At 67.3% G+C, this 26630-nt stretch carries 29 protein-coding genes and 2 tRNA genes; 6 read left to right on the top strand and 25 right to left on the bottom strand.

The genetic code is table 11. The features are described from left to right. Positions 1-129: 129 nt before the first annotated feature. The 8 genes from B3Z70_RS08665 to B3Z70_RS08630 all read right to left on the bottom strand — a co-directional run bounded on the left by B3Z70_RS08665 (position 130) and on the right by B3Z70_RS08630 (position 6735). A complete protein-coding gene (locus B3Z70_RS08665; protein WP_008264317.1) occupies positions 130-369 on the bottom strand; it encodes an acyl carrier protein in 240 nt (79 codons plus the stop codon). Positions 370-548: 179 nt separating this feature from the next. Then, a complete protein-coding gene (fabG, locus tag B3Z70_RS08660) occupies positions 549-1301 on the bottom strand; it encodes a 3-oxoacyl-[acyl-carrier-protein] reductase (RefSeq protein WP_292023931.1) in 753 nt (250 codons plus the stop codon). A gap of 140 nt (positions 1302-1441) precedes the next feature. Then, positions 1442-2386, bottom strand: a complete 945-nt coding sequence (fabD, locus tag B3Z70_RS08655; protein ID WP_292023929.1) for an ACP S-malonyltransferase — start codon at positions 2384-2386, stop codon at positions 1442-1444. Positions 2387-2457: 71 nt separating this feature from the next. Then, entirely contained in the window at positions 2458-3771 is a 1314-nt protein-coding gene (locus tag B3Z70_RS08650; RefSeq protein WP_292045370.1) for a cytochrome b/b6 domain-containing protein, read from the bottom strand. A gap of 68 nt (positions 3772-3839) precedes the next feature. After that, on the bottom strand, positions 3840-4538 hold the full coding sequence (locus B3Z70_RS08645; protein ID WP_292045368.1) for a YceI family protein: 699 nt from the start codon (positions 4536-4538) through the stop codon (positions 3840-3842). Between the two features lie 90 nt (positions 4539-4628). Beyond that, positions 4629-5057, bottom strand: a complete 429-nt coding sequence (locus B3Z70_RS08640; protein ID WP_292045365.1) for a molecular chaperone DnaJ — start codon at positions 5055-5057, stop codon at positions 4629-4631. 15 nt (positions 5058-5072) lie between these two features. Next, positions 5073-5909: a division plane positioning ATPase MipZ gene (locus tag B3Z70_RS08635; protein WP_292021933.1), complete on the bottom strand. Its 837-nt coding sequence runs from the start codon at positions 5907-5909 to the stop codon at positions 5073-5075. Between the two features lie 127 nt (positions 5910-6036). Then, complete coding sequence (locus tag B3Z70_RS08630) at positions 6037-6735, bottom strand: SPOR domain-containing protein (RefSeq protein WP_292021930.1); 699 nt, start codon at positions 6733-6735, stop codon at positions 6037-6039. A 78-nt stretch (positions 6736-6813) separates the two neighbouring features. Between B3Z70_RS08630 and panC the strand changes: the two genes are divergently transcribed. Then, a complete protein-coding gene (gene panC / locus B3Z70_RS08625) occupies positions 6814-7671 on the top strand; it encodes a pantoate--beta-alanine ligase (RefSeq protein WP_292021937.1) in 858 nt (285 codons plus the stop codon). Between the two features lie 581 nt (positions 7672-8252). Here panC and B3Z70_RS08620 read toward each other — a convergent pair. The 4 genes from B3Z70_RS08620 to B3Z70_RS08605 form a co-directional block, all read right to left on the bottom strand. Continuing rightward, a complete protein-coding gene (locus B3Z70_RS08620) occupies positions 8253-8975 on the bottom strand; it encodes a chorismate mutase (RefSeq protein WP_292045364.1) in 723 nt (240 codons plus the stop codon). A gap of 317 nt (positions 8976-9292) precedes the next feature. Next, entirely contained in the window at positions 9293-9868 is a 576-nt protein-coding gene (locus B3Z70_RS08615) for a prephenate dehydratase domain-containing protein (protein ID WP_292021926.1), read from the bottom strand. A 208-nt stretch (positions 9869-10076) separates the two neighbouring features. Next, entirely contained in the window at positions 10077-11447 is a 1371-nt protein-coding gene (locus B3Z70_RS08610; RefSeq protein ID WP_292021924.1) for a class II 3-deoxy-7-phosphoheptulonate synthase, read from the bottom strand. 66 nt (positions 11448-11513) lie between these two features. Beyond that, entirely contained in the window at positions 11514-11654 is a 141-nt protein-coding gene (locus B3Z70_RS08605) for a hypothetical protein (protein WP_292021922.1), read from the bottom strand. Positions 11655-11953: 299 nt separating this feature from the next. Between B3Z70_RS08605 and B3Z70_RS08600 the strand changes: the two genes are divergently transcribed. Then, positions 11954-12877, top strand: coding sequence for an ROK family protein (locus B3Z70_RS08600; protein WP_292021920.1), 924 nt, complete (start codon positions 11954-11956; stop codon positions 12875-12877). Between the two features lie 13 nt (positions 12878-12890). Here the strand turns inward: B3Z70_RS08600 and B3Z70_RS08595 are convergent, their stop codons facing one another. The 4 genes from B3Z70_RS08595 to B3Z70_RS08580 form a co-directional block, all read right to left on the bottom strand. Beyond that, entirely contained in the window at positions 12891-13046 is a 156-nt protein-coding gene (locus tag B3Z70_RS08595; protein ID WP_292021918.1) for a hypothetical protein, read from the bottom strand. A gap of 62 nt (positions 13047-13108) precedes the next feature. Next, positions 13109-13183: transfer RNA gene (locus B3Z70_RS08590), tRNA-Val, on the bottom strand. A 56-nt stretch (positions 13184-13239) separates the two neighbouring features. After that, positions 13240-14529, bottom strand: coding sequence for a dicarboxylate/amino acid:cation symporter (locus B3Z70_RS08585; RefSeq protein WP_292021916.1), 1290 nt, complete (start codon positions 14527-14529; stop codon positions 13240-13242). A 99-nt stretch (positions 14530-14628) separates the two neighbouring features. Then, the gene (locus B3Z70_RS08580; protein ID WP_409410503.1) at positions 14629-15348 is read right to left on the bottom strand and encodes an HAD-IA family hydrolase; all 720 of its coding nucleotides are present in this window, start codon (positions 15346-15348) and stop codon (positions 14629-14631) included. Positions 15349-15406: 58 nt separating this feature from the next. Between B3Z70_RS08580 and glmU the strand changes: the two genes are divergently transcribed. Both glmU and rpiA read left to right on the top strand, forming a co-directional pair. Continuing rightward, positions 15407-16786 (top strand): bifunctional UDP-N-acetylglucosamine diphosphorylase/glucosamine-1-phosphate N-acetyltransferase GlmU, encoded by a 1380-nt coding sequence (glmU, locus tag B3Z70_RS08575; RefSeq protein WP_292021913.1) that lies wholly within the window; start codon positions 15407-15409, stop codon positions 16784-16786. Further along, positions 16783-17466, top strand: coding sequence for a ribose-5-phosphate isomerase RpiA (gene rpiA / locus B3Z70_RS08570; protein WP_292021911.1), 684 nt, complete (start codon positions 16783-16785; stop codon positions 17464-17466). Before glmU ends, rpiA begins: the two co-directional genes overlap by 4 nt. Here the strand turns inward: rpiA and B3Z70_RS08565 are convergent. The 3 genes from B3Z70_RS08565 to B3Z70_RS08555 form a co-directional block, all read right to left on the bottom strand. Then, positions 17463-18125 (bottom strand): sugar transferase, encoded by a 663-nt coding sequence (locus B3Z70_RS08565; RefSeq protein WP_292045362.1) that lies wholly within the window; start codon positions 18123-18125, stop codon positions 17463-17465. The two genes, rpiA and B3Z70_RS08565, sit on opposite strands and share 4 nt — an antisense overlap. Positions 18126-18417: 292 nt before the next feature. Next, entirely contained in the window at positions 18418-18915 is a 498-nt protein-coding gene (locus B3Z70_RS08560) for a hypothetical protein (protein ID WP_292021907.1), read from the bottom strand. Next, entirely contained in the window at positions 18912-19868 is a 957-nt protein-coding gene (locus B3Z70_RS08555; protein WP_292021905.1) for a M28 family peptidase, read from the bottom strand. The genes B3Z70_RS08560 and B3Z70_RS08555 overlap by 4 nt, the downstream gene beginning before the upstream one ends. A gap of 110 nt (positions 19869-19978) precedes the next feature. On the opposite strand from B3Z70_RS08555, the gene ligA reads away from it, so the two are divergent. Beyond that, positions 19979-22309, top strand: coding sequence for an NAD-dependent DNA ligase LigA (ligA, locus tag B3Z70_RS08550; protein WP_292021904.1), 2331 nt, complete (start codon positions 19979-19981; stop codon positions 22307-22309). Here the strand turns inward: ligA and B3Z70_RS08545 are convergent. Further along, entirely contained in the window at positions 22306-22467 is a 162-nt protein-coding gene (locus tag B3Z70_RS08545; protein WP_292045360.1) for a hypothetical protein, read from the bottom strand. The two genes, ligA and B3Z70_RS08545, sit on opposite strands and share 4 nt — an antisense overlap. Before the next feature lie 40 nt (positions 22468-22507). On the opposite strand from B3Z70_RS08545, the gene B3Z70_RS08540 reads away from it, so the two are divergent. Then, a complete protein-coding gene (locus B3Z70_RS08540) occupies positions 22508-22930 on the top strand; it encodes a DUF2147 domain-containing protein (RefSeq protein WP_292021903.1) in 423 nt (140 codons plus the stop codon). Between the two features lie 75 nt (positions 22931-23005). Here the strand turns inward: B3Z70_RS08540 and B3Z70_RS08535 are convergent, their stop codons facing one another. From B3Z70_RS08535 to exbB, 5 genes are all read right to left on the bottom strand, one after another. Then, positions 23006-23992, bottom strand: coding sequence for an aldo/keto reductase (locus tag B3Z70_RS08535; protein ID WP_292021902.1), 987 nt, complete (start codon positions 23990-23992; stop codon positions 23006-23008). A gap of 97 nt (positions 23993-24089) precedes the next feature. Next, positions 24090-24166, bottom strand: a tRNA-His gene (locus tag B3Z70_RS08530). A 153-nt stretch (positions 24167-24319) separates the two neighbouring features. Then, entirely contained in the window at positions 24320-25039 is a 720-nt protein-coding gene (locus tag B3Z70_RS08525) for an energy transducer TonB (RefSeq protein ID WP_292021901.1), read from the bottom strand. Between the two features lie 14 nt (positions 25040-25053). Beyond that, positions 25054-25488: a biopolymer transporter ExbD gene (locus tag B3Z70_RS08520; RefSeq protein ID WP_292021900.1), complete on the bottom strand. Its 435-nt coding sequence runs from the start codon at positions 25486-25488 to the stop codon at positions 25054-25056. A gap of 5 nt (positions 25489-25493) precedes the next feature. Continuing rightward, positions 25494-26378, bottom strand: coding sequence for a tonB-system energizer ExbB (exbB, locus tag B3Z70_RS08515; RefSeq protein ID WP_292021899.1), 885 nt, complete (start codon positions 26376-26378; stop codon positions 25494-25496). Positions 26379-26630: the final 252 nt, after the last annotated feature.

Here is a 26630-nt window from a genome sequence, read left to right as displayed (position 1 = left end):
CCTTCCCCGACGGAATCACATGCGGATTCGTCAGGGTCAGAAACAGTAAAGGCCGCCGGGCGTCTCCGCTAGGAGCGCCGGGCGGCCCTTTGAACCGTCAGCCTTTCGGCTTCCCGTCGGGGGCTGGGATTAGCCGGCCGACTTTTCGTCGATGAACTTGACCGCATCGCCGACCGTCTGGATGTGCTCGGCGGCGTCATCCGGGATCTCGATGTCGAATTCTTCTTCGAAGGCCATCACCAGCTCGACGTTGTCGAGCGAGTCGGCGCCCAGGTCGTCGATGAAGCTGGCCTTTTCCGTGACCTTGTCCGGATCGGCGTCCAGGTGGTCGATGACGATCTTGCGAACGCGCTCGAGGGTGTCGGACATCAGTGTCTCTCTGCCTGTTTGAAATCGCCGTAGAGGCGGGGGTAGCTCGGAAATCGCCGTCTCACGGCAGCGAAGGCGACGCAAGCCCGAAAGCCCGAACCGCCGTTGCATCAAGCCCTTTAGCACAGGCTTTCGGGCTGGAAATAGTCTGTTGCGCGTCGTGATGACGGCGGCGGGCCTTAAATCATCGCCATGCCGCCGTTCACGTGCAGGGTCTGGCCCGTCACATAGGCGGCTTCGTTCGACGACAGATAGACGGCGGCGGCGGCGATCTCGTCGCCCGTGCCCAGGCGCCCGGCGGGGATCCTGGTCAGGATGGCTTCGCGCTGCTGATCGTTCAGCACGTCGGTCATCGGCGAAGCGATGAAGCCCGGCGCGATGCAGTTGACCGTGATCCCGCGCGAGCCGACCTCCTGGGCCAATGACTTGGAAAAACCGATCATGCCGGCCTTGGACGCCGAATAGTTGGTCTGGCCGGGATTGCCGGTCACGCCGACCACCGAGGTCACGCCGATGATTCGGCCCGAGCGGCACTTCATCATCCCCTTCACCGCCGCGCGGGTCAGGCGGAAATAGCTCTCAAGATTGATCTGGATGACCGACTGGAAGTCCTCGTCCTTCATCCGCATCAGCAGACCGTCCTTGGTGATGCCCGCGTTGGCCACCAGGATGTCGAGCGGCGCGCCCGCCGCCGTCTCGGCCGCGTTCACCAGATTATCGACCGATTCCGGGTCCGACAGGTTGGCGGTGGCGAAATGGGCGCGCCCCGTTCCATTGGCGCCCAGCTCCTTTGCCAGATCGGCCAGAACCGCCTCGCGCGTGCCCGACAGCACCACGGTCGCGCCCCGGGCGTGCAGCGCCCGCGCCACCGCTCCACCGATACCGCCCGTCGCGCCGGTCACCAGCGCGGTCTTGCCTGCAAGATTGAACATTGAAATTCTCCGCTCATCCCGGCGAAAGCCGGGACCCAGTGCTTTCACGCGCAGGATGGCCGGGATCACCATTCCAACGCAAACTCAAACGCTCATCGCCCAAAGGGCTGGGTCCCGGCCTCCGCCGGGATGAGCGGCTATCAAAGAGCCTTGGCGAAGGCTTCCAGCTCTTCCGGCGTGTTCAGCGGCAGGCTCTCGGCGTCCGGCGCGATCCGCTTGGCCATGCCGGTCAGCACCTTGCCCGAGCCGATCTCGGCGAAGCGCGTCACGCCCCCTTCTGTCGCCATCCACTCCATGCTCTCGCGCCAGCGCACGCGGCCCGTGACCTGTTCGACCAGCAGACGGCGAATGACTTCGGGGTCGCTTTCCGGGCGCGCCAGCACATTGGCGATCACCGGCACGACCGGCGCGACGATCCTTGCGTCCGCCAGGGCCTGGGCCATTTCGTCGGCGGCTGGCTGCATCAGCGGACAGTGGAAGGGCGCCGAGACGTTCAGCGGGATCGCCCGCGCGCCCAGTTCCTTGGCCTTCTCGATGGCGCGGTCGACCGCCGCCTTCTCGCCGGAGATGACGATGTTGCCGGCGTTATTGTCGTTGGCGACCACACAGACGCCCAGTTCGGCGCCCGCCGCCGCTGCGGCCTCGGCCAGCGCCAGGTCGGTCTTCGGACCGATCAGCGAGGCCATCGCCCCCTGCCCCAACGGCACGGCGCGCTGCATGGCCTGGCCGCGCAGCTTCAAGAGCCGTGCGGTGTCCGACAGCGAGATCGCGCCCGCCGCCGCCAGGGCCGAATACTCACCCAGCGAGTGACCGGCGACATAGGCCGCCGCCGAGACGTCGAAACCGAACTCGACCTTCAACGCCCGGATCGCCGCCACGGACACCGCCATCAGGGCGGGCTGGGCGTTCTCGGTCAGGGTCAGCTGGTCCTCGGGCCCCTCGCGCATCAGCACCGACAGCTTCTGGCCCAGGGCCTCGTCCACCTCGGCGAAGACCTCGCGCGCGGAGGCGAAGGCGTCCGCCAGCTGCGCGCCCATGCCGATGGCCTGGCTGCCCTGGCCCGGAAACAGAAGTGCGAGGGTCATCGACCGCTCCCTGAATCGTTCATCAAGGCGCGGAGCCGTAAGCCCTCGCTTCCGTCAGGGCAAGCGTCGGTTCACGACGCGCGGCGGGCGGAGACCTCGATCCGAACCCCGATCATTTTGGACACCCAATCCGCCGCAGCGTCCGAGGCCATGCCGAGATCCAGCGCCGTCCGATCCAGCTCCAGCGCGCCGTCCACCTTGGCCACGCCGCCGGATTCGCTGAACCGGAACGGCAGCACCACGGGGATGGTGGTCGTCTTGATGCGCAGGTCGCCCGCCGCCTCGTAGCGGTCGCCACCCAGGGATCGGAAGCGCGTCGCCTCGAAACGGGCGACCGGATACTGCGCCGGATCGAACCATTCCGCGCCCTGCAGCGAACCTTCCTGCGTCGGATCGCCCGTCCGCGCCGACGCGGTCTGGACCAGAACCACCGCCTTGGATCCTGTCAGGTCGGCTGGGTCGAACCAGACGTGGCTTTCCCACTTGTCGAACCGCCCTTCGAACCGTTTCCCGGCGTGGGTTCCGGTGAAGCGGATGCTGGAGGCGGCGGCGTCGATGGTCCATGCCGCCGCCGCGCCCGGCGTGATCGGCGCCTCCGGCTTCGGCTGGGCGGCGGCGGCGACGGGCGCCGGCGCGATCTCGGCCAGCTGGCCTTCCGTCAAGGCGTAGGGTCGGGCGGCGATGGCGCCGGCGACGGCGACGGCCAGCACCAGGGCGACGCCCGCCGCGCGCTCGGCCCACACCGGCGACGGCGCAGGAGCGGCAGGCTCATAGGCATGGCCGGCCTTCAGACCCGGAACCATATGGCCCAGCACGCCATCCCTATCCACGAACTGGTGCTTCAGGGCCGCGCCGACGTGCAGGACGATCAGCACGACCGCGCCCCAGGCCATCAGCGAATGGGCGCCCATGGCCTGGAAGGCCAGCGCCCGCCGCATCTGGGTCGACAGTTCGGCCACGCCCGGCAGGTGCGGAATGGGAAACAGGCCGAACCAGCTGGTCGCCACCTCCAGCGCCCGATCCTGCGACACCGCCCAGCCGGCCGACACATACAGCCAGCCCGTCAGCGGCAGGGCCAGCAACAGGGCGTAGAAGGCCACATGGGTTGCGCCCGCAGCAAAGGCCTCCCACCGCTTCATCGTCCCGGGCAAGGCCGGCGGGCGATGCGTCAGCCGCCAGACGATCCGCACCGCCGTCAGCGCCAGGATCAGAAAGCCGATCGACTTGTGGATCTGGAAGACCCGATAGGCCAGGGCCTGGCTGTCAGGCTTGTCGATCGCCGACGTCATCCACAGACCCATCGGGATCATCGACAGGATCAGAAGCGCGATGGCCCAGTGCAGGGCGATGGCGACGGACGAATAGCGGGTGCGGGCTTGGGACATGGACACTCGGACTTGAGGGCGACGTAAAAAGAGCGGCGACCGAAATCGCCGCTCTCTTGATCTGGGTCTCAGGACGCGGGCGCGGCCGGGGCGGCTTCCTGGATGAACTCGCCGTCGAAGCGGATCGTCACCTCGTCGCCGATGGGGCCGACCGCCATGCCGAACGTGGACCGCTTGAACCGCCCTTCGGCCGCGAAGCCGACGGCGGGCACATTGGCGAAGGGATGGCGGTCGATCTCGCCGTTGAAGGTCGCGTCCAGCGTCACCGGATGCGTCTGGCCCAGGAAGGTCAGATCGCCCGTCACCTGGGCCGTGCGCGCGCCCGTCTTCTTCACCGACGTCGAGACGAAGGTGATGGCGGGGAAGGTTTTGGCATTCAGCCAGGTCGGATTGTTGGCCATGTCGTCGTTCCAGCCGGAATAGGCCGAACCCGCATGGGATGCCTTGTAGTCGGCGGGATAGGCCGCATTGACCGAGGCGGGGTCGATGGTCGCGGTGATCTTGGAGTTTTCCAGGTTCGCCGGGTCGAGCGTCAGCCTGGCCTCGAATTTGTCGAACCGCGCAGTGTAGTGCGAGATCGTATTGTGCAGCAGCGACCACTGCAGCGTGGCGTGGGTGGGGTCCAGCACATAGACGCCGGCCGGCGCCTTCACGGACACCGGGGCTTCGGCCGGGGCGTTCGGGGCGGCGGCGGGCGCTTCGCCCGGCTTGTTGCACGCGGCCAGCAGGGCCAGCGCCGACACGGCGGCGAGGGTTGCGATCTTCATTTCCGGCTCCATCCGAAAGTTGGTTCAGATGATCTAGGCCAGATGAAACTGATACGCAACAACTACTGTTTCGAATGAATCTGGTGTCGGCTAGGAAGACCCCCGCCGCTTCAGCAGGCGATCACGCGCGGCGTTGACGCGCGTCGCCAGCCCCTCGGTGCCGCCCTGATCGGGATGGGCGCGGGCCATGGCGCGCTTCCACGCCGCTCGGATTTCCGCCTCGTCCGCGCCCGCCGGGACGCCCAGCACGGCGCGGGCGTCGGCCTCGCTGATCGGCTCGGAGCGAACGGCGGATCGTATTCGCGAGGACCAGGCCAGATAGAGCCCCGCCCCGGCCAGCGCCGCCGCCGCCAGCCATGCGCCGCGAAAGGCCGCGAGCGCGCCGCCCGCCAGCAGGACCGATCCCAACAGGGTCGCCGTCACGCGCCAATGCGCCCGGCCGCGCCGCTCGGTCTGGCGACCCAGCCGGACCAGGGCCCAGACGGCGATGGCCGCCAGGGCCAGCCAAATCAAACCCATCGGGTCGTCAAACCGTCAGGCCGCCACGTCCAAAGGGGCGATCACCTGCTCCAGCCCCATGGCCATCATCAGGTTGCGCATCTCCTGGCGCGCCGCGACGTGGGCCAGCGACACCGCGACGGGCCGGATGTCATTGGACAGGTCCGCCACGGTCAGGCCGAAGGGAAACAGTTCGCGATAGATGACCCGGTCGCGCAGACCCGGTCCGACGCGGAAACCGACCCGTTTGGCCAGCTTGTTCATCCGCTCTTCCAGACGCTTGCGGTTGCGAGCCTCGGCGACGGCCAGACGGTTGGTCACCACCAGCCAGTCGATGGTCGCGTGGCGACCCTGGGCGATGGCGCGTTGCTTGCGCGCCTCCCAGACGCTCTCGGAATAGATGGACGGCTTCAGCAGCTCCAGCGACACCGGATCGACCTCGCCCAGCAGGTCGAAGTCGACGAAGCTGTCGTTCATCGGCGTCACGATCTGATCGGCGCGGGCGTGGGCGGCGCTGGAGACCGCCGTATCGCCGCCCGGGGTGTCGATCAGGATGCAGTCCACCCCTTGAGCGGCCGCCTCGTCGAAGGCGCGTTCGAAGGCGGCGATCTGTTCGGCGACATCGGCCTTGGCCAGGGCCTTGCCGTCGCCCATGTCGGGGATGAAGGGCTGCGGCAAGGCCTGTTCGTTCGCCGCAAGCCAGGCCAGGCGATTGTGGAAGAAGCGCTGCATCGACCGCTGGCGCAGGTCCAGATCGATGATCGCCACCGTCCGGCCCGCGTGCAGCAGGCCCGTGACGATGTGGATGGCCAGGGTGGACTTGCCCGCCCCGCCCTTTTCGTTGCCGAGAACGATCACATGCGGCTGCGTCATTCGAGGGAATCCTCTGTGCCGACCGGCGCGACTCAGGCGCGGTCCAGTTCGACCGAGAGTCGGCCGCCGCGCGCCAAACGTCAACGGAACCTTAACGCAGACCTGTGGACGGCGCTGAAAGCGGGGATCAGCTGTTGCGGGCGCACCAGGCGTCGGCGACGGCGGCGGCGCGGCAGACGGCGGCGGCGGCCTCGTTCGGAACGGGGCCGACCTTCAACCGCGTCAATGTTCGGCCCTGAACTTCTACGGGTTCGAACACCGGCGCCAGGGCGGCGAGATCGGCGGACGCCTTCAACCGTGTCCACGCCTGGCGCGCCGCGTCAGGGCTGGAATAGGCGCCCAACTGGATGGTGCGGCCCGTGGGCGTCGGATGGCGCAAGCCGGCGTCATGCATCATGGAGGCCCGCTCCGGCGCCGGCGTCGCCGCGCCGGCTTCACGAACCGGAACAGCCGATGCGGTCTGAACCGCCGGCTGAACCATCCGAATCACCGCGTCGCGCAGCCCGGCGTCCTCGGCCACGCGGCGCACCCCCGCCTGATCGTCGCGGGCGTCCCACATGGCGTGGGGATCCATCACCGCGACCTTCATGGCGCTGAACCGGACGGGGCGCAGACCGGCCGCCTCGGCCGACCGCGCACGATGGGCGGACGGATCGCCGCCGGGCGTCAGCGGCACATCGACCGCCGCCACCTGATCCGCCATTGATCCGAACTTATGGGGATCGCCGTTGGCCGCCCCGCACCCCGAAAGCGCGACGGCGCCGACCAAGGCCGCAATCAGGGCCGGAGCGATCAGAACTGGACGGGTCGCTTCTGCGGGCGTCATAAGCACGACCCTAGCGCCCAGTCTTTGAAGTCTGGTGCATCAACAGGCTTAAGCGGAAAGGTTAATCGCTTCATCATGATGGACGCTCCTCCCCTGCCCGTCGTCCGCACCCTGGCCGACCTGCGCGCGACCGTTCGGGACTGGAAACGACAAGGCCTCAGCGTCGGCATGGTTCCGACCATGGGCGCCCTGCACGAAGGCCACCTGACCCTGGTGCGAGAAGCGGCCCGGCGCGCCGACCGCGTGGTCGCCTCCAACTTCGTCAATCCGACCCAGTTCGCCGCCCACGAGGACCTGGACAAATACCCCCGCCAGCAGGAGGAGGACGCGCGCCTGCTGGCCGGCGCCGGCTGTCACCTGATGTTCGCGCCGACGGCGGCGGAGATGTATCCCGAAGGCTTCGCCACCAGCATCGCCATGGCCGGCCCCGCCCTGGGTCTGGAGGGCGATTTCCGGCCGCAGATGTTCGGCGGCGTCGCCCTGGTCGTGACCAAGCTGTTCAACCAGGTCCAGCCCGACGTCGCCGTTTTCGGCGAGAAGGATTATCAGCAGCTGATGGTCATTCGCCGGTTCGTGCGCGATCTGGACCTGCCGGTCGAGATCGTCGGCGCCCCGACCGAACGGGACGGCTGGGGCTTGGCCCTGTCGTCGCGCAACGCCTATCTGTCAGAGGCCGAACTGGCCTCGGCGCGGCAACTGAACGGCATACTGTTCCAGGCTGCTGCGGAGGCCGCCTCCGGCCGTCCTCTGCCGGGGATCGAACGTGAAGCCTATGCCGCCATACTGAAAGCCGGGTTCGAGCGCGTCGACTACGTCGTCATTCGCCACGCCGAGGACCTGACGCCGTTCCGCAACGATGTCGTCGACGCACCGGCACGCATCCTGACCGCCGCCTGGCTGGGCAAGACGCGACTGATCGACAATATGGCCGTCTGAAACAAGGGCCGCATCCGCTTCGGGACACAGCCCTCTTCGGCGATCCGATCTTCAGGCCGTTTCGGCGACAGCGCCAGGAAGGGCGGCGCATTGCACGCGCAAAAAAAGGTGCAATGGCGTGCAATTGACGCAACAGATCATTGTTTTTGTTGAAGAAAAATAGAGCCCGAATTGCACAGTGCAACGAAGTGCAATTCGGGTCTGGAAGTTGGACTCGAAAAAACAGTCCAACGAGTCTAACGAGTCCAAGTCTCGTCGAGGGATGGCGATGTCAAAGACCGAGCCGGCATCATAACCGCCTTTGACATCGGACTCAGGAAAAAGCCGATCCCGTCCTTCAAGCCGCTGAAAACGCGCGGTTTCGCCCAGGCGGAAAGGATGGCTGGCGGCCGTGACACAGCAGCCGCCGGTCGAGAATCCCGGATTCCTTTGGACGGGGAAAGGTCTGGGACCAATTGACAGTCAGTCGGTAGAAATCCTGGATCGTCATTCCGGGGCGTCCGTGGCTGTAGTCCTGGGTTCCGGATTCATCGCTTCGCTCAGCCCCGGAATGACGGCTTGGGGCCGAATGTCGATCAAACCTAGCCGATCGCGCCGACACAGCCCTCGGCATCGCCCGGCGCCAGTTCGGCCTCGGTCAGGGCGATGGTCCAGCCGTGATGGGTGTTCAGGCCCCAGCGTCGCGCGCCGCCGCCGTCGCCCGCATCGCCGCCCGCCGTCACGATGACGCGCCGGCCCTTGGGCAGAGCCGGCGGATCGATCTTGCCCACGGCCAGAGACGTCGGCGTCTCGCCGCCGTAACCGTCGAAGACGCTGAGCATCGACCATTCGCGGCGAAGGCCCATCCACCAGGCGTCTTCGGTATTGATGGCCAGGACGGCGACGCCGTGCCCCTCGGCGGCGAAGGCCAGCGCCTTTTGCGGATCGCGCACCATCCTGATGTCGGCCGCCGCGCCGAACCGAAGGCGGGCGCCGTCGAAGGCCCGCGTCGGCTCGATCGGGGCCCAGACCTGGACCTGCAGCCGGCCCTGGCGCGCCAGACCCCAGCCGACGATCTCGCGCCACAGATGCTCGACCGCCTCGGCGTTCTCGGGCTGGCATTTCGACAGCATACGCGACAGCACCGTCTGCTCGCGGTCGGGGCGCAGCTTGGTGTGGGGGCCGGTCGGGGCGTCCTTGGCGCGGCCCACGGTGGCGGCGACGGCGAGGCGCTGTTCAAACAGGGCCAGGATCTGGTCGTCGATGCCGTCGATCTCGGCGCGCAGGGCGGCCAGCGCCTGCTGTTCGGGGGTCAGGTCGGCCATGTCTGGCCAGACTTGCTGAATGTTGGAATTGGGCATGGGATAGGGCTTTCGGCATTCTGAATTTCGATATGTGCAGGGGCGAACAGCCGCTCCGATCCAGAGCGGTCGCCGGTGAAGCAGTCAGGGACGGAGTGCGCCCGACGCCTCAGCCGGCGTATCGAAAGCCGTAAAAGCCGTAGCCGAAATAGAGGCCGGACACCGCGCGCGAACGGTCGAACGAAACAGAGAGGGCGCGCTGGCGGGACATGGTCCGGTTCCGGTCAAGCGGATCGTTTTGCGATCCGTGCGGGCTTAAGACACGCAAAGACCGTGCGTCGTCAACCCTCGGAAGCGCTCAGCAGAACGAAGCGCGTGCGATTATCGCTCGAATCCTGCAAATCGTTGCGCAGGATCGACAGACCGTAAACCTCCGCCGCGCCGACGGCTGCGATGGCGGCGCGGGTCGGATCGCCGGCCTCGGCCACGTCCCGCGCGGCCCCGGCGGTGTCGAAATGTTCGATCACCGTCATGTGCAGGGTCTTCAGCGTCTGCTCGCACTGAGCCAGGGCGATGGGGTGGCTTTCGACCGTGCGGATGTCGGACAGGCGGGCGCCGGGCAGCCCCATCAGCGCATGACGGATGGGTCGCCACACCTCCGCGACCGGCGCGATCCCCAGGGCGCGCACCAGGGTCGCGGCGGGTTCCACCATGCCGATGGTCGAGTTCTCGACCGGGATCAGGGCGCAGCCGCAGTCGCCGGACGTCAGGGCCTGGAGCGCGCCTTCGAAGGTTTCGAACGCCACCGCCTCGTCCCACGGCCGCAGGGCCAGACACGCCTCGTGACTGAAGGCGCCCGGCGCGCCCTGATAGGCGACACGGCCGGGCTTTTCGTCTTGGTGCGCAGGCGTATCCATGTCCGTCACTCTCCGGGAGCGACCCGAAAAGCCCTTTGTCGTTGTCGGTCGATCAGACAGCGGCTCCATGTCCGCGCCGTGACCGCATCCGGTCGTATCTGCGGCGCCATTCCCTGCCCGACAAGCGGAATGCACCAACAGGATTCGCTATCGACGCGCAGATGGAGCAAGGGCGACCATGCGATGGTCGCCCTGCGGCCTCGTGCGATCAGGCGGCCTCGGATCGGCTGACGCGGCCGGACTTCAGCCGTTCGGCGACCAGGAAGGCCAGTTCCAGCGCCTGATCGGCGTTCAGGCGCGGATCGCAATGGGTGTGATAGCGGTTGGACAGATCGTCCTCCGTCACCGCCTGGGCGCCGCCCAGACATTCCGTGACGTTCTGACCCGTCATCTCCAGATGCACGCCGCCGGGGTGGACGCCCTCGGCCTCGGCCACGTCGATGAAGGTCCGCACCTCGCCCAGAATCCGGTCGAAGGGCCGGGTCTTGTAGCCATTGCCGGCCTTCAGCGTATTGCCGTGCATCGGGTCGATGGACCAGATCACCTTGCGGCCCGACGCCTTCACTTCGCGCATCAGCTTGGGCAGGCGCTCGCCCACCTTGTCGTGACCGAAGCGTCCGATCAGCGTCAGACGGCCCGAGATATTGTCCGGGTTCAGCGCGTCGATCAGCGGCAGCAGGTCGTCGGCCGTCATGGTCGGCCCGCACTTCACGCCGATGGGATTCTTGATCCCCTTCATGAACTCGACGTGGGCGCCGTCCAGCTGACGGGTGCGTTCGCCGATCCACAGCATGTGGGCCGAGGTGTCGAACCAGTCGCCGGAACCGCCGTCCAGCCGCGTCAGGGCGCTTTCGACGTTCAGCAGCAGGGCTTCGTGGCTGGTGAAGACCTCGACCCGGCTCAGGTCGGGATGGGTTTCTGGCGTGACGCCGACCGCCTCCATGAAGGCCAGGGCCTCGGTGATCTTGTCGGCCAGCTCGCGATACTGGGTGCCCGCCGCATTGTCGCCGGCGAAGCCCAGCGTCCAGCGGTGGATGTTGTACAGATCGGCATAGCCGCCGCCGGCGAAGGCGCGCAGCAGATTCAGCGTGGACGCCGACTGGTTATAGGCCCGGATCAGGCGCTGGGGATCGGGCGCGCGCTCCTCGGGCGTGAACGCCATGCCGTTGATGATGTCGCCGCGATAGCTGGGCAGTTCGACGCCGTCGATCTCCTCCAGCGGCGACGAGCGCGGCTTGGCGAACTGACCGGCGATCCGGCCGACCTTCACCACCGGCTTGCGGCCGGCGAAGGTCAGGACCACCGCCATCTGCAGGATCAGGCGGAAGGTGTCGCGGATATTGTCGGTCGAGAACTCCTTGAAGCTCTCGGCGCAGTCGCCGCCCTGAAGCAGGAAGGCGTCCCCCTGCTCCACCTGCGCCAATTTCGACGTCAGGCGGCGCGCCTCGCCGGCGAAGACGAGCGGCGGCAGAGCGCGCAGTTCGTCCTCGACCACTGCCAGAGCCTTGGGATCGGGATAGTCCGCCGGCATGTGCAGGGCGGTCTTGGTTCTCCAGCTTTCGGGGGTCCAGCGTGTCATCGTGCAAGAATAGGGCTTTGCGCCTGTCCAAACAACGAAAACACGGATGGATTTTGCGGCGCAGGATCAGTCTTCGGCGGACGGCGCCTTTTCAGTCGCATTCTCCGCCTTGCGCTGGGCCTTCGCCGCCGCCTTTTCGGCCGCCTTCGCCGCCGCCGCCCGCTCGCGTTCCTGCCGTTCGAAACTATAGTTGGGTTTGCGAGCCATCGGGCGGTCCTTTCGTCAAATCGCGTCGCGGACAAGGTGGCGGCATGACGGGGCGGACGCAATGCGCCAAATCCATCCGTCGCCGGATTGACGTCAGAGCAGGCGTTCCTGCCGCGTCACAAACTTGGTCAGGGAGTCGAGCATGATGAGAAGGCGAGCGAGCAGGGTCATGATCCAACAACGCCCCGACGGCGAACCTGTTCGCCGACGCGAACCTTGGTCGCACCTGACACGCGCTGCGACGAGAGGCGAATGTCGCCTCTTGGCGCACACTCGATAGCCAAACGGAAGCAAAGCCGATGACGCAAACCCTATTGCTCGGCGGCGTCGAGGCGGGCGGCACCAAGTTCGTGTGCGGCGTCGCCGATGGCGACGGCCGGATTTTGGAGCAGGTCCGCGTTGCGACGACGACGCCCGATGAAACCCTGGCCGCGGTCGACGCCTTCTTCGCCAGAACGGCGGCGGCCCACGGCCCTCTGGCCGCCCTTGGCGTCTGCAGTTTCGGGCCGCTATCGCTCCGCCCTGATGCGCCAGACTATGGTGCGATCACCACGACGCCGAAGCCGGGCTGGAGCGGCGCCAACCTCCTGAGCCATCTGCGGCGCACGGCGGATACGCCCACGGTGCTGACCACCGACGTCAATGGCTCGGCCGTTGGCGAAAGGTTGTTCGGCAGCGGACGCGGGCTGGACAGTTTCTGCTACGTCACCGTGGGCACGGGGGTCGGGGTGGGCGTGATGATCGACGGACGACCGCACGGCGGGGCGAACCATCCAGAGGCCGGGCATATCCGAACGCCGCGTGCAGCGGGCGACACCGCCTTTCCCGGCGCATGCCCCTTCCACGGCGACTGTCTGGAGGGCTTGGCCAGCGGACCGGCGATGCAGATGCGGTGGGGCGCGCCCGCCGAAACCCTGCCGCAGAACCATCCCGCCTGGGCGATGGCGGCCCACTATGTCGCCAGCCTTTGCGCCAATCTGACCTATGTGCTGAGACCCCAGCGCATCATCATCGGCGGCGGCGTCATGCAGCCGCACCTCTACGACAAGGTCAGACGCGCGCTGATCCAGCAGTTGGGCGGTTACGACGCCAGCGTGCGCGGCCTGGACATGGAAGACTACATCGCCGCACCGTCAGCCGGCGCTTCCGCAGGCCTTTATGGCGCACTGGCCTTGGCTTATCGCGAGGCGACAGGGGACTGGCCGACTGACTGGATGATCTAGCAGCCGACGCCGATCAGAGATCCTTGGCGGGGCCGTTCGGCTCGTCGGGTTCGCCGTCCGCATCCTTGTCGGTGAAGTGCGCCCGCCGTCTCCCCTCGAACATGCCGGAAAGCGCGAACAGGGCGCCGGCCAGAACGACCGCGCCGACGAACAGGATGATCAGTTTCATGGACCTGAAATGCGCGGTGCGGCGCCGGGTTCACATCGGCGCCCATTCACATTTGGAGAAAATGGTGGATGCGACAGGGATTGAACCTGTGACCCCCTCGGTGTGAACGAGGTGCTCTCCCGCTGAGCTACGCATCCATGCCTTGCGGAGGCGGCGACATAGCCCGGTCGCCCGCCCCGCGCAAGCGTCCGTTTCAGATTCCGGCGGCGCGAACCGTTTCCGGCGTCTCGGCCTCGGGGTCGCCAGGCAGCCAGGCCACATGGCCGTCGTAGATGTCCTGGTTCAATATGCCCTCTTCCTTGGCCACCAGGACCGGCACGAGCATCTGACCCGTGACGTTCGTCGCGGTGCGCATCATGTCGATGACACGGTCGATGGCGACGATGTAACCGATGCCTTCCAGCGGCAGGCCCGCGGTCGACAGGGTCAGGGTCAACATGACGATGGAGGTGCCCGGCACCCCCGCCGTGCCCAGCGACCCCAGCACCGCCGTCAGGCCGATCAGCACATATTGGGTCAGGGTCAGGTCGATCTTGAAATACTGGGCGATGAAGATCGAGGCGATGGCCGGATAGATGGCGCCGCATCCGTCCATCTTAACATTGGCGCCCAGAGGCACGGCGAAGGCGGCATAGGCCTGTGGCACGCCCAGCCTTTCGACCGTCTGGCGCAGGGTGATCGGCAGGGTGCCCAGCGACGACGATGTCGCAAACGCCGTCTGCTGGGCCGCGAAGGCGCCGCGGAAGAAGCTGGTCACCTTCAGCCCATGCACCTTCAACAGGCCCGAATAGACGATCAGGATGTGGAACAGGCAGGCGGCGTATATGGCGGCGATGAACTTCAAAAGCGGCAGCAGAGCTTCCCATCCATAGCCGCCGACCACCGAGCCGATCAGGCCGAACACGCCGATGGGCGTCAGTTGGATCACCCAGCGGGTGATGCGGAAAATGATCGCCGCGCCCTCGTCCACCAGCCGGCGCGCGCCCTGCGCTCGGTCGCCCAGCGCCACCAGCGCCATGCCGACCAGGGCCGAGAAGAAGATGATCTGCAGCACCTTGCCCTCGGCCAGGGCGGCGAACGGATTGGTCGGCACGACGCCGATCAGCACCTCCAGCGGGGTCGGGATCACCCGTTCCTTGACCTCGCCCAGCGGTAGGTTCGACAGGCCGACGCCCGGATTGATGATGTGCCCGAAGGCGAAACCGACCAGCACGGCCAACAGGGAGGTGATGGCGAACCAGACGATGGTGCGCACGCCCAGCCGGACGGCGCCCGCCCCCTCGCCCAGCTTGGCGATGGAGCTGGCGATGGTGAACAGCACCAGCGGCGCCACCACCATGCGGATCAGGTTCAGATAGACGTCGCCGATCGGTTGCAGCCAGACCTCGGCCCGCTCCCGCAGGATCAGCCCGGCCACGATGCCCAGGACAAAGCCGGCGGCGGTCCGCTGCCACAGCGGAATTTTCAGGAAGCGAGCGAACATGAGGGGCACTTTCGACGGGGTGCGCCAATCTGTCCATCGCCAGGGCGATCCGCAACCGCGTCGGCGATCATTCGTCGAGAGATTTACTGACGACCGCCTTCAGAATTTCAGCGCCTTCGAGACGTAGAAGTCGGACAACAGGCCGTCGATTGCCTCCTCCACATCCTCGAAATCGTCGATCAGGACGTCCGCCCCAAGGGTCTCGACCGGAACCGGGGTGAAACCGAAGGTGACCAGGATGCAAGGCATGCCGGCGTCCCTGGCCGCGCCTGCGTCGGGCGCGGCGTCGCCGACCATGATCGCCCGCCCGGGATCGCCGCCGGCCAGGGCCACGGCCTCCTTCAGGTGGGCGCCGGACGGTTTGCGCGCACTGACCCGGTCGGGGCCGACGATGGCCGCGAAATGGCGGGCGAGGTCCAGCTTTTGAAGGAGCAGTTCGGACAGGTCCGAACGCTTGTTGGTCGCCACCACCAGGATCGCCCCACGGTCCGCCAACCGCTCCAGCGTCTCGACCACCCCGTCGAACGGCTGCGAGCCGTCCGCGATATGGGCCGCGTAATCGACCAGGAAGCGGTCGAACAGTTCGTCGGACTGCGCCCGCTCGACCGACGCGCCCGCCGCCTCGAACCCGTGAACCAGCAGCGCACGCGCGCCCGAACCGATCAGGGTGGAGGCCGACTGCATCGACACCGGCGGCAGACCTTCCTCGACCAGCAGCCGATTGAGGGTCCCGATCAGATCCGGCGCGGAATCGACCAGCGTCCCATCCAGGTCGAAGGCGATGGTCCAGCCTTCCAGGTCGCGATCGGTCATCCACATCTCCCGCTGGCCCGCCGAATGGGCTAGATCGCGAGACGACTAGCCTTCGGGACGATTCATGACCAGCCAGACGCGCGCTCGCGCCGCCATCATTCTCGCCGCCGGCCAGGGAACGCGCATGAAGTCGCCTCTGCCCAAGGTGCTGCACCCCGTCGCCCACCGCGCCATGCTGGACCACGCCATCGACGCGGCCGAGGGTCTGGGCTGCGAGCGGATCGTGGTCGTGGTCGGAAATCACTCCCCCGAGGTCCGCGCCCATGTCGTCAAACGGCTGGGCGAGGCCGCCATCGCGGTTCAGGACCCGCCGCTGGGCACCGGCCACGCCGTCCGCGCCGCCGAACAGGCCCTGGCCGGGTTCGACGGCGAGGTGGTCGTCACCTATGGCGACGTTCCCCTGCTGAAGGCCGGCGACATCGCGCCGGTGTTCAACGCCGACGGCGTGACCGTGATCGGCTTCGAGGCGCGCGATCCGGGCGCCTATGGCCGACTGATCCTGGATGGCGACGCTCTGCTCGCCATCACCGAGGCCAAGGAGGCGTCCGCCGAAGTTCTGGCCGTCACCGCCTGCAACTCCGGCGTCATGGCCGCGCCGGCCGCCCTGCTGTTCTCGCTGCTGGCGGATGTGACGAACGACAACGCCAAGGGCGAATACTATCTGACCGATGTGGTCGAACTGGCGCGCAAGGGCGGTCATCCGACCCGCGCCGTCTTCGCCGCCGAGGACGCGGTGATGGGCGTCAACTCCCAGGCCGAACTGGCGCAGGCCGAGGCCCTGTTCCAACAGGTTCAGCGCGAGACCTTCCTGGCCGCCGGCGTGACCATGAGCGCGCCCGACACCGTCCACTTCGCCTGGGACACCCAGGTCGGCGGCGGAACCGTGATCGAACCCTTCGTCGTGTTCGGGCCCGGCGCGGTGATCGACGGCGGCGCGCGCATCCGCAGCTTCAGCCATATCGAAGGCGCCCGCGTCGGCCCCGGCGCCGAGATCGGCCCCTATGCCCGTCTGCGTCCCGGCGCCGACCTGGCCGAAGGCGTCAAGATCGGCAACTTCGTCGAGGTGAAGAACGTCGCCATGGCCAAGGGCGCCAAGGCCAACCACCTGTCCTATCTGGGCGACGGGGCCGTGGGCGCGGGCGCCAACATCGGCGCCGGCACGATCTTCTGCAACTACGACGGCTTCAACAAGGCCCGCACCGAGATCGGCGCCGGGGCTTTCGTCGGCTCGAACTCCAGCCTGGTGGCGCCGGTCCGTATCGGCGACGGCGCCCTGATCGCCTCGGGCTCGGTCGTCACCGAGGACGTGCCCGCCGACGCCCTGGCGTTCGGTCGCGCGCGCCAAACCATCAAGGCCGACGCCGCCGCCGCTTTCCGCGAGACGGCCAAGGCCAGGAAGGCGGCGGCCAAGGCCGGCCAATCCAAGAGCGAGCCGTCCAAATGAGCGACATCCAGAAGAAGAACGCCGGCGAGGCGGCCGCCGCCCATGTCGAGGCCGGCATGATCGTGGGCCTGGGCACAGGCTCCACCGCCGCCTGGTTCGTCAAGGCGCTGGCGGCGCGCAACCTGTCCGGTCTGCGCTGCGTCCCGACCTCGGAAAAGACCGCCGATCTGGCGCGCGAACTGGGCCTGACCCTGTCGACGCTGGAGGACACGCCGCGCATTGATCTGACCGTGGACGGCGCCGACGAGGTGGGGCCGGGCCTGGCGCTGATCAAGGGCGGCGGCGCGGCCCTGCTGCGCGAAAAACTCGTGTGGGAGGCGTCCAGCCGCTGCATCGTCATCGCCGACGCGGCCAAGGTGGTGCCGGTTCTGGGCGCCTTTCCCCTGCCGATCGAGGTCGTGGCCTTCGGTCACAAGACGACGGCCAACCGTATCGCCGACGTCCTGATCGACCACGACATCAACCAGCCCGCCCGGGTGCGTCAGGCGGATCGCGGCCTGGTCCGCACCGATGGCGGCAATCTGATCTATGACGCGGCGTGCAAGGCGATCAACGACCCGGTGCGGCTGGCCGACGACCTGAAGCTGATCACCGGCGTCGTCGAACACGGCCTGTTCCTGGACCTGGCCGATCTGGCCATCATCGGTACCGACGACGGCTTCGAGGAACGCCGGCCCTAATAGACGCCGCGTCGGCTCGACACGGCGGGGACGGTGCGCGCGAGGATGGCGAGATAGACGCCGAGCGTCAGGTTCCTGACCATCCAGACATCCATCGCCACGCGGCGGCGATAGGGCACGTCGTTGCGGCCGGACACCTGCCAAAGCCCCGTCAATCCGGGGCGCACGGCGCAGTAGTCGGCCAGCCGCCGCCCATACAAAATCGCCTCCTCCATCACGATCGGCCGGGGTCCGACCAACGACATCTCGCCCCTCAGCACGTTCAGCAGCTGGGGCAGTTCGTCGATGCTGGAGCGGCGCAAGAGGCCGCCGAGCCGTGTCACGCGCACGTCGTGGCGGAACTTGCGCGACGCCCGCCATTCCGCATCGATCAAACCGGGAAGCTGCGCCTCCGCATCGGCCGCCATGGTGCGAAACTTCAGACAGTCGAAGACGCGCCCGCCCAGCCCGATCCGCTGCTGACGAAACAGCACAGGCCCGCCGCCCTGGCTCCGCACGGCCAGGGCCGCCAGGAGCATCAGCGGAAGGAAAAAGAGCAGCGCGGCCGACGCCAGGACGATGTCCAGCGCGCGAATCAGGCCTGCGCCGTCCAGACTCCATCGCGGGGCGCGGATGGCTTTGCCCGCCAATGGCGCCCGGATCGCCTCGGTGATCGACATCAGACCCCTCCCCACCGAACAATCGCTTCGGGTTGCTGAAAACGCAACCCTCGATCCCGACCCCTTCAAGCTGTTGACGATGAGAACGACACCTACCATAGGTTGCGAATGCGATCCGCACCCGCCAATGACGACAAGCGCCCTGCGGCCGCCGAACCGGCTCGCGGTGGACAACCCCCAGGACCAGGATGGTCGGGGCGGATGACGATAGGCGTGCTGACGGGGTTCAGCATCCTGCTCTGGGCGCTGGTCTCCGGCGGCGTCTATCTGGTCGTTCGCATCCTGCTTTAAGTCAGTCGCCGTTCCAGGCCGTCAGGGCGATGGGCGCTCGTCGGCCGGCTGACTGCACGGTCCCCGAAATGACAACGGTGCGGTCGCCCAGATTTCGGCGGGCGGTCGCCAGCGCATCCTGGTCGATACGCGCTTCCAGCTCGATCCGGCCCTCTGGCGTCGCGCCCGTCATCCGAACGGATGCATCGGTGACGCGATACGTCTCCGGCAGAACCCGCTCCTCGCCTTGAGGCCCGTTCAGCGTCAAGATCAGGGGCGGCGCGCTGCGAGCCCCGCCCTCCCAGGCCGCGAACGCCGCCTTCTGGCCGATGAACAGCGACGCGACGGCGGCTTCGTCGGCTGCAGCCGGCCGATACTCGCCCGACACATCGCCGCTGAGGTCGTGACGAAACACGGCGGTTTGCCCAACGCTGTGTGGCCGGGCAGGGTCTTCGCGCCGTTCACAGGCGCCGACGGCCAGCAGCCCCAGCACGGCGACCGCCCCCAGCAGACGCCTCATCGGTCCAGCGCCTTGTCCAGGGCCTGAAAGCCCGCGATGGCCAGGTCCGTGGCATTGGTGAACACCGCCGGATCGATCCGCTCGAAGGTGTCGCTGGGCCGGTGGTAATCGGGATGATAGTCGACGCCCATATAGAGGAACGGCACCCCCACCGCGTGGAAGGCGGCGTGATCGGACGCCTCGACCCAGTTGTTCTCGCCCGTGTCCTGCGGCGTGTCCTTGCCGAAGGCGAAGGACACGGCCCCCTGCGCCGGGGTCGCCTGCAAGATGCGGCGCAGATCGGGGTGCTGATGACCGCCGGTGACCCACAGATGTCCGTCGGTCTCCGCGCGCGCCGTCATGTCGAAGTTCAGGTTCAGGCTGACGGACGCCAGCGGCACGGGCGGCGCCTTGACGAATTCTCGCGCGCCCAGCAGCCCTCGCTCCTCCCCATCCAGAGCCACGATCAGCACGCTGTGCTCCGGCGGATCGGCCTTCAGCCGCCGCGCCAGCTCCAGCATCGTCGCCACGCCCGACGCATTGTCGTCGGCGCCGTGATAGATCTGGCTGTCGTTGATGCCGACATGATCGTAGTGGGCCGTCACCACGATATAGCGGTCCGCCACCCGCGTGCCGGGGATCAGGCCGACGATGTTGACGCCGCTGAACCGTTTCACGCCCTCGCGCGTGCGTCCCGGCGCCTCGAACGGTTGAAGCCGGCCGAAGGATGCGGGCTGAACCCCCATCGCCTCCAGCCGCGACACGATATAGGCCCGCGCCCGCTCGCCGCCCGCCGAGCCGGTGTCGCGCCCCTGCATGTCGTCGCCGGACAGGATGCGCACATCGTCCAGCAGCGGACTGGAGACCACGGGACTGGCCGTCGGCGCGCCGGCGACCGTTACGGGCGAAACCGGCGTGCAGCCGCCGATCAACAGAGCGGCCAATAGAAGGGAACAGGCGGTCGGGCGGATCATGCGAACTCCGTAAAGGCCGCCCGACCCTAGCGGCACCCGAACCTCGCGTCAGCCGTTCGTTCGCAGTCATGACGATGCACGCGACCGCCGACAGATGATAAGGCACACGAATGGCCCCGACGAATCCTCCGCCCCCTGCCCTCGATGACCTGACGCCAGAGATCGCGGCGGACGAACTGGCCTGGCTGGCCGCAGAGATGGCGCGTCACGACGCGCTCTACGCCGAGGCGTCGCCCGAGATTTCCGATGCGGACTACGACGCCCTGCGCGCCCGCAACGCCGCCATCGAGGCCGCCTTCCCCGATCTGATCCGTCCGGATTCGCCGTCGAACAAGGTCGGCGCCGCCGCCTCCAGCCAGTTCGCAGAGGTCCGCCACGGCGTGCCCATGCTGTCGCTGGACAACGCCTTCGACGAGGGCGAGGTGCGCGATTTCGTGGCGCGGATCGCCCGATTCCTGAAACTGCCGGCCGACGAACCCATCGCCTTCGTCGCCGAACCCAAGATCGACGGCCTGTCCGCCAACCTGCTCTATGTCGACGGCAAGCTCAGCATCGGGGCCACACGCGGCGACGGCCGCACCGGCGAGGACGTCACCGCCAATCTGAAGACCATCGCGGCGGTCCGCCAGACCCTGAACGGCGACGACTGGCCCGACCGGATCGAGGTGCGCGGCGAGGTCTATGCCCCCAACGCCGCCTTCGACGCCTTCAATGCGACGGCCGAGGCCGAGGGACGCCGCACCTACGCCAACCCCCGCAACTTCGCCGCAGGGTCCCTGCGCCAGAAGGACGCGCGGATCACCGCCAAACGCCCCCTGACCTTCTTCGCCTACGCCTGGGGCGAACACTCCATCGACTTCGCCGAGACCCAGTGGGAGGCCCTGCAAAGGCTCAGGGCTTGGGGCTTTCCCGTCAACGAGCGTTCCCGCCGGGTCGAGGGCGCCGAGGGGCTGATCGCCGTCTATCGGGAGTTGGAGCGCGACCGGGCCACCCTGGGCTATGACATCGACGGCGTGGTGTACAAGGTCGATCGGCTGGACTGGCAGCGCCGCCTCGGCTTCGTCGCCCGCAGCCCCCGCTGGGCCATCGCCCACAAGTTCCCGGCCCAGCAGGCGACCACGGTGCTGGAAGGCATCGACATCCAGGTCGGCCGCACCGGCTCCCTGACCCCCGTCGCCCGGCTGCATCCGGTGACCGTGGGCGGCGTGGTCGTGCGCAACGCCACCCTGCACAACGAGGACGAAATCCAGCGTCTGGACGTGCGCATCGGCGACACGGTGCGCCTGCAACGCGCCGGCGACGTGATCCCTCAGATCCTGGGCGTCCAGTTGGACCAGCGACCGGCCGACGCCGTTCCCTACGTCTTCCCCGATCACTGCCCGGTCTGCGGGTCAGAAGCGGTGCGCGAGGGCGACGAGGTCAAGCGCCGCTGCACCGGCGGCCTGATCTGCGACGCCCAGATCGTGGAGCGGCTGAAGCATTTCGTCGGCCGCCGCGCCTTCGACATCGAGGGACTGGGCGAGAAGCAGTTGGTCGCCTTCCATGCGCGGGGCTGGATCAAGGAGCCCGCCGACATCTTCCGCCTGGCGCGCGACCCTGATCGGCTGGCCGAGCTGGAGCGGGACGACGGTTACGGCGAGACCAGCATCCGCAACCTGGTCGCCGGCATCGACGCGCGGCGCGTCATTTCGCTGGACCGATTCCTGTTCGGCCTGGGGGTGCGCGACATCGGCGAACAGACCTCCATCATCCTGGCCCGCGCGTTCGAGAGCTGGTCGGCGCTGAAGGCCGCCTGTCTTCAGGCCGCGTCGGGCATTCCGTCGCCGGCCTGGCGCGCGCTGGCCGGCGCCCACGCCATCTCGCCGCGCGTCCTGGCCCTGATGGCCGAGGCGACGCCGCCCGCCGCCGATCCCTGGCCCACGGCCACCCTGGACATGAAGATCGCCCAGGCCTTCCCCGGCATGGCCGCCCCGGCCCGGCGTTCGTTGGCGACCCTGACCGACGACTGGTCGGGCCTGGTCGAACTGGCCCGCGTGGCGCGCCACGAAGGTCCGTCCGAAATGCTGAACCAGATCGCCGGCGTCACCGGCGTCGGTCCCGTCGCCGCCGAGGCCCTGGCCCACTTCTTCCACGAGCCGCACAATCTGGAGGTCGTCGCCGCCCTCGAGGCCGAACTGACCCGGATCGTCGACGCCGAACGGCCCAAGTCCGACACCGTCGTGGCCGGCAAGACCGTGGTCTTCACCGGCGCGCTGGAGCGCTTCACCCGCGACGAGGCCAAGGCCCGCGCCGAAAGCCTGGGCGCCAAGGTCTCGGGTTCGGTGTCCAAGAAGACCGACTACCTCGTCGCCGGTCCGGGCGCGGGCTCCAAGCTGAAGGACGCCGAGAAGCATGGGGTCAAGGTTCTGTCCGAGGACGACTGGCTGGCGCTGATCGGCTAATCTTCAAGCTGCTCGGGGCCGTCGGATATCGCCGCGACACGGCGCCTCCAATGCCGCCAAGCGCCTGAAAACTTGACGTAACGTCGCCCATGTTCACATTTTCCGGCCGCGATTTCCGACTTGTTTTCGACGGAAATCAGGATCAGCGTGTTCTTCAAGAGGACCGTCCCAAGCGGCCTGAGGACAAAGGAAACGACCATGAAGATAAAGATTCTGCTGGCCGCCGCGGCCCTGACCGGCGCGCTCGCCACGCCCGCCCTGGCCGGCGACCCCACCGGCCTGTGGCAGACTCCGACCAACGGCGGGCAGGTTCGCATCGCGCGCTGCGGCCAGGCCCTGTGCGGCACGCTGGTGACGTCCGACCATATCCGCGCCAACGCCGGTGCGCGCGACGAGCATAACCGCGATGCGGCTCAGCGGACCCGCACCCTGCGCAACCTGCCCATGCTGACGGGCTTCACCGGCGGGCCGACGGAGTGGCGCAACGGTTCGGTCTATAATCCGGCGGACGGCGGCACCTATCGCGGCACCATCACCATGACCAACGACAATACCCTGCGCCTGCGCGGCTGCATCGTCGCCCCGCTGTGCAAGACCCAGACCTGGACCCGCATTCAGTAGGTCTTGCCGCCAGACAGACGAAAGGCCCGGCCGGAGCGATCCGACCGGGCCTTTTTCATTTCAGACGTCTGGCGCTCAACGATTCAAGGCCGCGCGCGCCGCCTCGGCATAGCGATGCCCGCTGGCGGCGCCCTTGGGGAAGACCGCGTCGATACGGGCCAGGTCTTCCGGCGACAGCACGAGGTCCACGGCGGCCGCATTCTGCTCCAGCGTCGCGATGCGGCGTGTGCCGGGGATGGGGACCAGATCATCGCCTTGCGCCAGCACCCAGGCCAGGGCCAGTTGAGCGGCCGTGGCGCCCTTGTCGGCCGCGATGGCCTTGACCGCGTCCACAAGATCCAGGTTCTTCTGGAAGTTCTCGTCCATGAAGCGGGGATTGCTGCGACGGAAGTCGTCGGCGTCCAGATCTTCGATCGATGTGATGTCGCCGGACAGGAAGCCGCGTCCCAGCGGGCTGTAGGGCACGAAGCCGATACCCAGTTCGCGGGTCACGGCGAACAGGTCGTCCTCAGGCTCGCGGCTCCACAGCGAATACTCCGTCTGCAGCGCCGTGATCGGATGGGTCGCATGGGCCTTGCGCAAGGTGTCCGGCGCGGCCTCGGACAGACCCAGGAAGCGCACCTTGCCCTCCTGGACCAGTTCGGCCATCGCGCCGACGGTCTCCTCGATCGGCGTGTCCGGATCCACCCGGTGCAGGTAATAGAGATCGACGTGATCGACGCCCAGGCGCTGGAGGCTGCCTTCGATGGCGCGCCTGACGTTGGCGGGGCTGCCGTCCGTCATCAGGCGGCTGCGGTCGGCGTTGTAGTTGATGCCGAACTTGGTGGCGATGAACGCCTTGTCCCGACGATCCTTGAGCGCCCGGCCCACCAGAACCTCATTCGTATGCGGCCCATACATTTCGGCCGTATCGAAAAGGGTGATCCCCAGATCGAGCGCGCGGTGAATGACCGACACCGACTGGGCTTCGTCCGCGCCGCCATAGAAGGCGCTCATGCCCATGCAGCCCAGGCCGATGGCCGAAACCTCGGGTCCGTTCGGGCCCAGCTTGCGCATCTTCATTCGCGCTCTCCTGTCGATGTGGGGGATCGGCCAATGCGCCGATGATCAGGAGATGGTCGCTGCGCCGGCCGGCTTCAAGCCTGGCCGCGCTTTGCGATGGTACCGCCTCTCAGGCTTGAACTGAGGACCTCCGGTTCCACAAACCGGCGCTCTAACCAACTGAGCTAAGGCGGCCCGCTCATCGCGAGGCGCGTTCTCTACCGGGCCTGACCGATGCGATCAAGCGACTTCGTGCGATTTCATCAGGAGATTTCCGTCGGCGCCCGGCCAAAGAAAAACGCCCCGGAGATGGCTCTCCGGGGCGTTTCGTCTTGATCGCTTCTTGGCTCAACCGAGGTTGAACGGCACCCGAACGCGGAAGGTCGCATCCTGGGCGGCGCCATCGACGGTCCGCGGGGACAGTTGTCCACGCTGAACCACGCGAACGGCGGCGCGTCCGAAGCCCATGCCTGCGGGCTCTTCCGAGATCACCTGGCAGTTGGCCGGCGACCCGTTGGAGCGCGCGGTGCACTCCACGGTGGCCGATCCGCTGATCTCACGTTCCAGCGCGCGCGCCGGGAAGTCGTCCGCGGTCGGACGCGGCTGGCGCGCCCATTGGACGTTCGTGATCGTCGACGGACGAGCCGGAGCCGGCGGAGCGGGCGGCGGCGGCGGTCCAGGAATATTCACGGGCGGACCCGTGTATTCCACCCGATCTTCCTTCTTCGTCGGCGTGATGTTCACCGGCGGAGGAGGCGTGACGTTCGGGACCGGCGCCGGCACGCGCACCTGAAGCTTGGGCGGCGGCGGCTGATCCGTCGGCGGAGGCGGCGGGGGCGGAGGCGGCGGAGGCGGCGGAACCGGCTCGACCAACTCGACCTCGACGGACTCGTCGACGTAGTTGAATTCCTTCAGCTTGAACTTGGACTGCTGCAGGAAGAAGATCAGCAAGGCGAACAGGATGGTGACGACCAGCAGGCAAACGATCAGCACGGGGTAGGAAACCCCCATGAAGCCCTTCGACTTGGGTACGTCGTAACGACTGCGATGATATTCGACGTCTGTCATACTATCTCCGCGCTCTAGCTCGTCGCCTGGTCTTCGCCGACCAGTGCAACGCTGTAGAAGCCGTTATCCTGCAGCGCGTTCATGACCTGCATGAAATCGCCGTAACGGGTGTTCTGGTCGCCCCGAATGAAGATCCGCTCATCGGCCGGGTTCCGGGATCCGATCTGTTTCAGCAGATCTTCACCCAGAGAGCCGACGTCGGTCCGGAAGTCGCCCACATAGACGTCGCCGTCGTTCTGGATCGAAATATAGACCGGCTTGGGCGGATTCGGGGCCGCCTTGGCGACGGCGATTGGCAACTCGACGGGCACCGACACGGAGGCTAGCGGAGCCGCCACCATGAAGATGATGAGCAAGACCAGCATGATATCAACGAAAGGCGTAACGTTGATATCGCTGTTGGCCTCGACCACGTTGCCAGCGCCGCCCGATTTAATCTTGGCGGCCATCCGTCTTACGCTCCCTTGTCGAGCTGACGCGAGATGCCGTTCAGCAGCTCAGCGGCGAAGCCGTCGGCGCGGGTGCCGTAACCGGCGATGCGGGTGTTGAAGTAGTTGTAGAACACGACGGCCGGGATAGCGGCGAACAGGCCGATACCGGTGGCCAGCAGGGCCTCGGCGATACCCGGAGCAACGACGGCCAGGTTGGTCGTGTTGGATTCGGCGATGCCGATGAAGGAGTTCATGATGCCGTAAACGGTGCCGAACAGACCGACGAACGGCCCGATGGACCCAACGGAAGCCAGGAACTGCTGGCCGCCCGACAGGCGCTTGGCCAGACCGGATTGCACGGCAGCGACGGCGGCTTGGGCGCGGCCCAGGGCCGAGTCCAGGTGATCGCCGGTGACCGACAGGCCCGACTGACGCGACAGTTCGATTTCCTCGGTGGCGGCGGCGGCCATGTCGGCCAGCGGGTTGCCGTCGAACTCTTCCTGGGTGGCGACGGCGCGCATGTCAGCGATGGTGCGAGCGCCGCGGAAGGTTTCGAGGAAGTTGTCCGTCTTGCGGTTCAGCGAACCGAACTCGAACAGTTTGATCAGCAGAAGGGTCCACGACAGGATCGAGGCCAGAAGCAGGCCGGCCATGACGACCTTAACGACCACCGTGGCTTCCATGAACATGGAGATCGGGGTGATGCCGCCGCCGTGATGACCGCCGCCAACGGCTTCGTTCATCGACGCGGGGTCGGCTTCCGGGGTCGCCGAGGCTGCGGCGGGCGCCGCAGTCGAGGCAGCCGGGGTCGGCTCGGCCGGGGCCTGGGCCAGAACCGGCGAGCTCGCCATCAGCGCGGCGGCGCCGGCCATGGCGAGAAGGATGTTCGTCTTTTTGCTGTTCAGCATAGTTCGCCAGTTCCTGCTTGGTCTGACTCGTGGAACCAAAGGTGCGGCCATAGTCAGCGACCGCTCCCCAACCTGAAATGTTTCCTTCAGCGCACCCCGTCCCCCTCGAGGATCGAAGTCCGCTGAAATCTTTGGTGGAGGCCGATGCGGTCGCCCGCGTCGCCTCCGATGTCCGAACCGCCGAAGAGCAACTCTCCGACCGTTCGCGTTAACGCCTCCTCGGGAAGGCGTCTCAACCCCTTTGAAGAACCC

Origin of the sequence: Brevundimonas sp. UBA6550 (assembly GCF_002434505.1) — a bacterium.
GTDB lineage: Bacteria > Pseudomonadota > Alphaproteobacteria > Caulobacterales > Caulobacteraceae > Brevundimonas.
The sequence above is the reverse complement of the archived record's forward strand: the minus strand, read 5'-3'. Positions and strand labels throughout refer to the sequence as shown.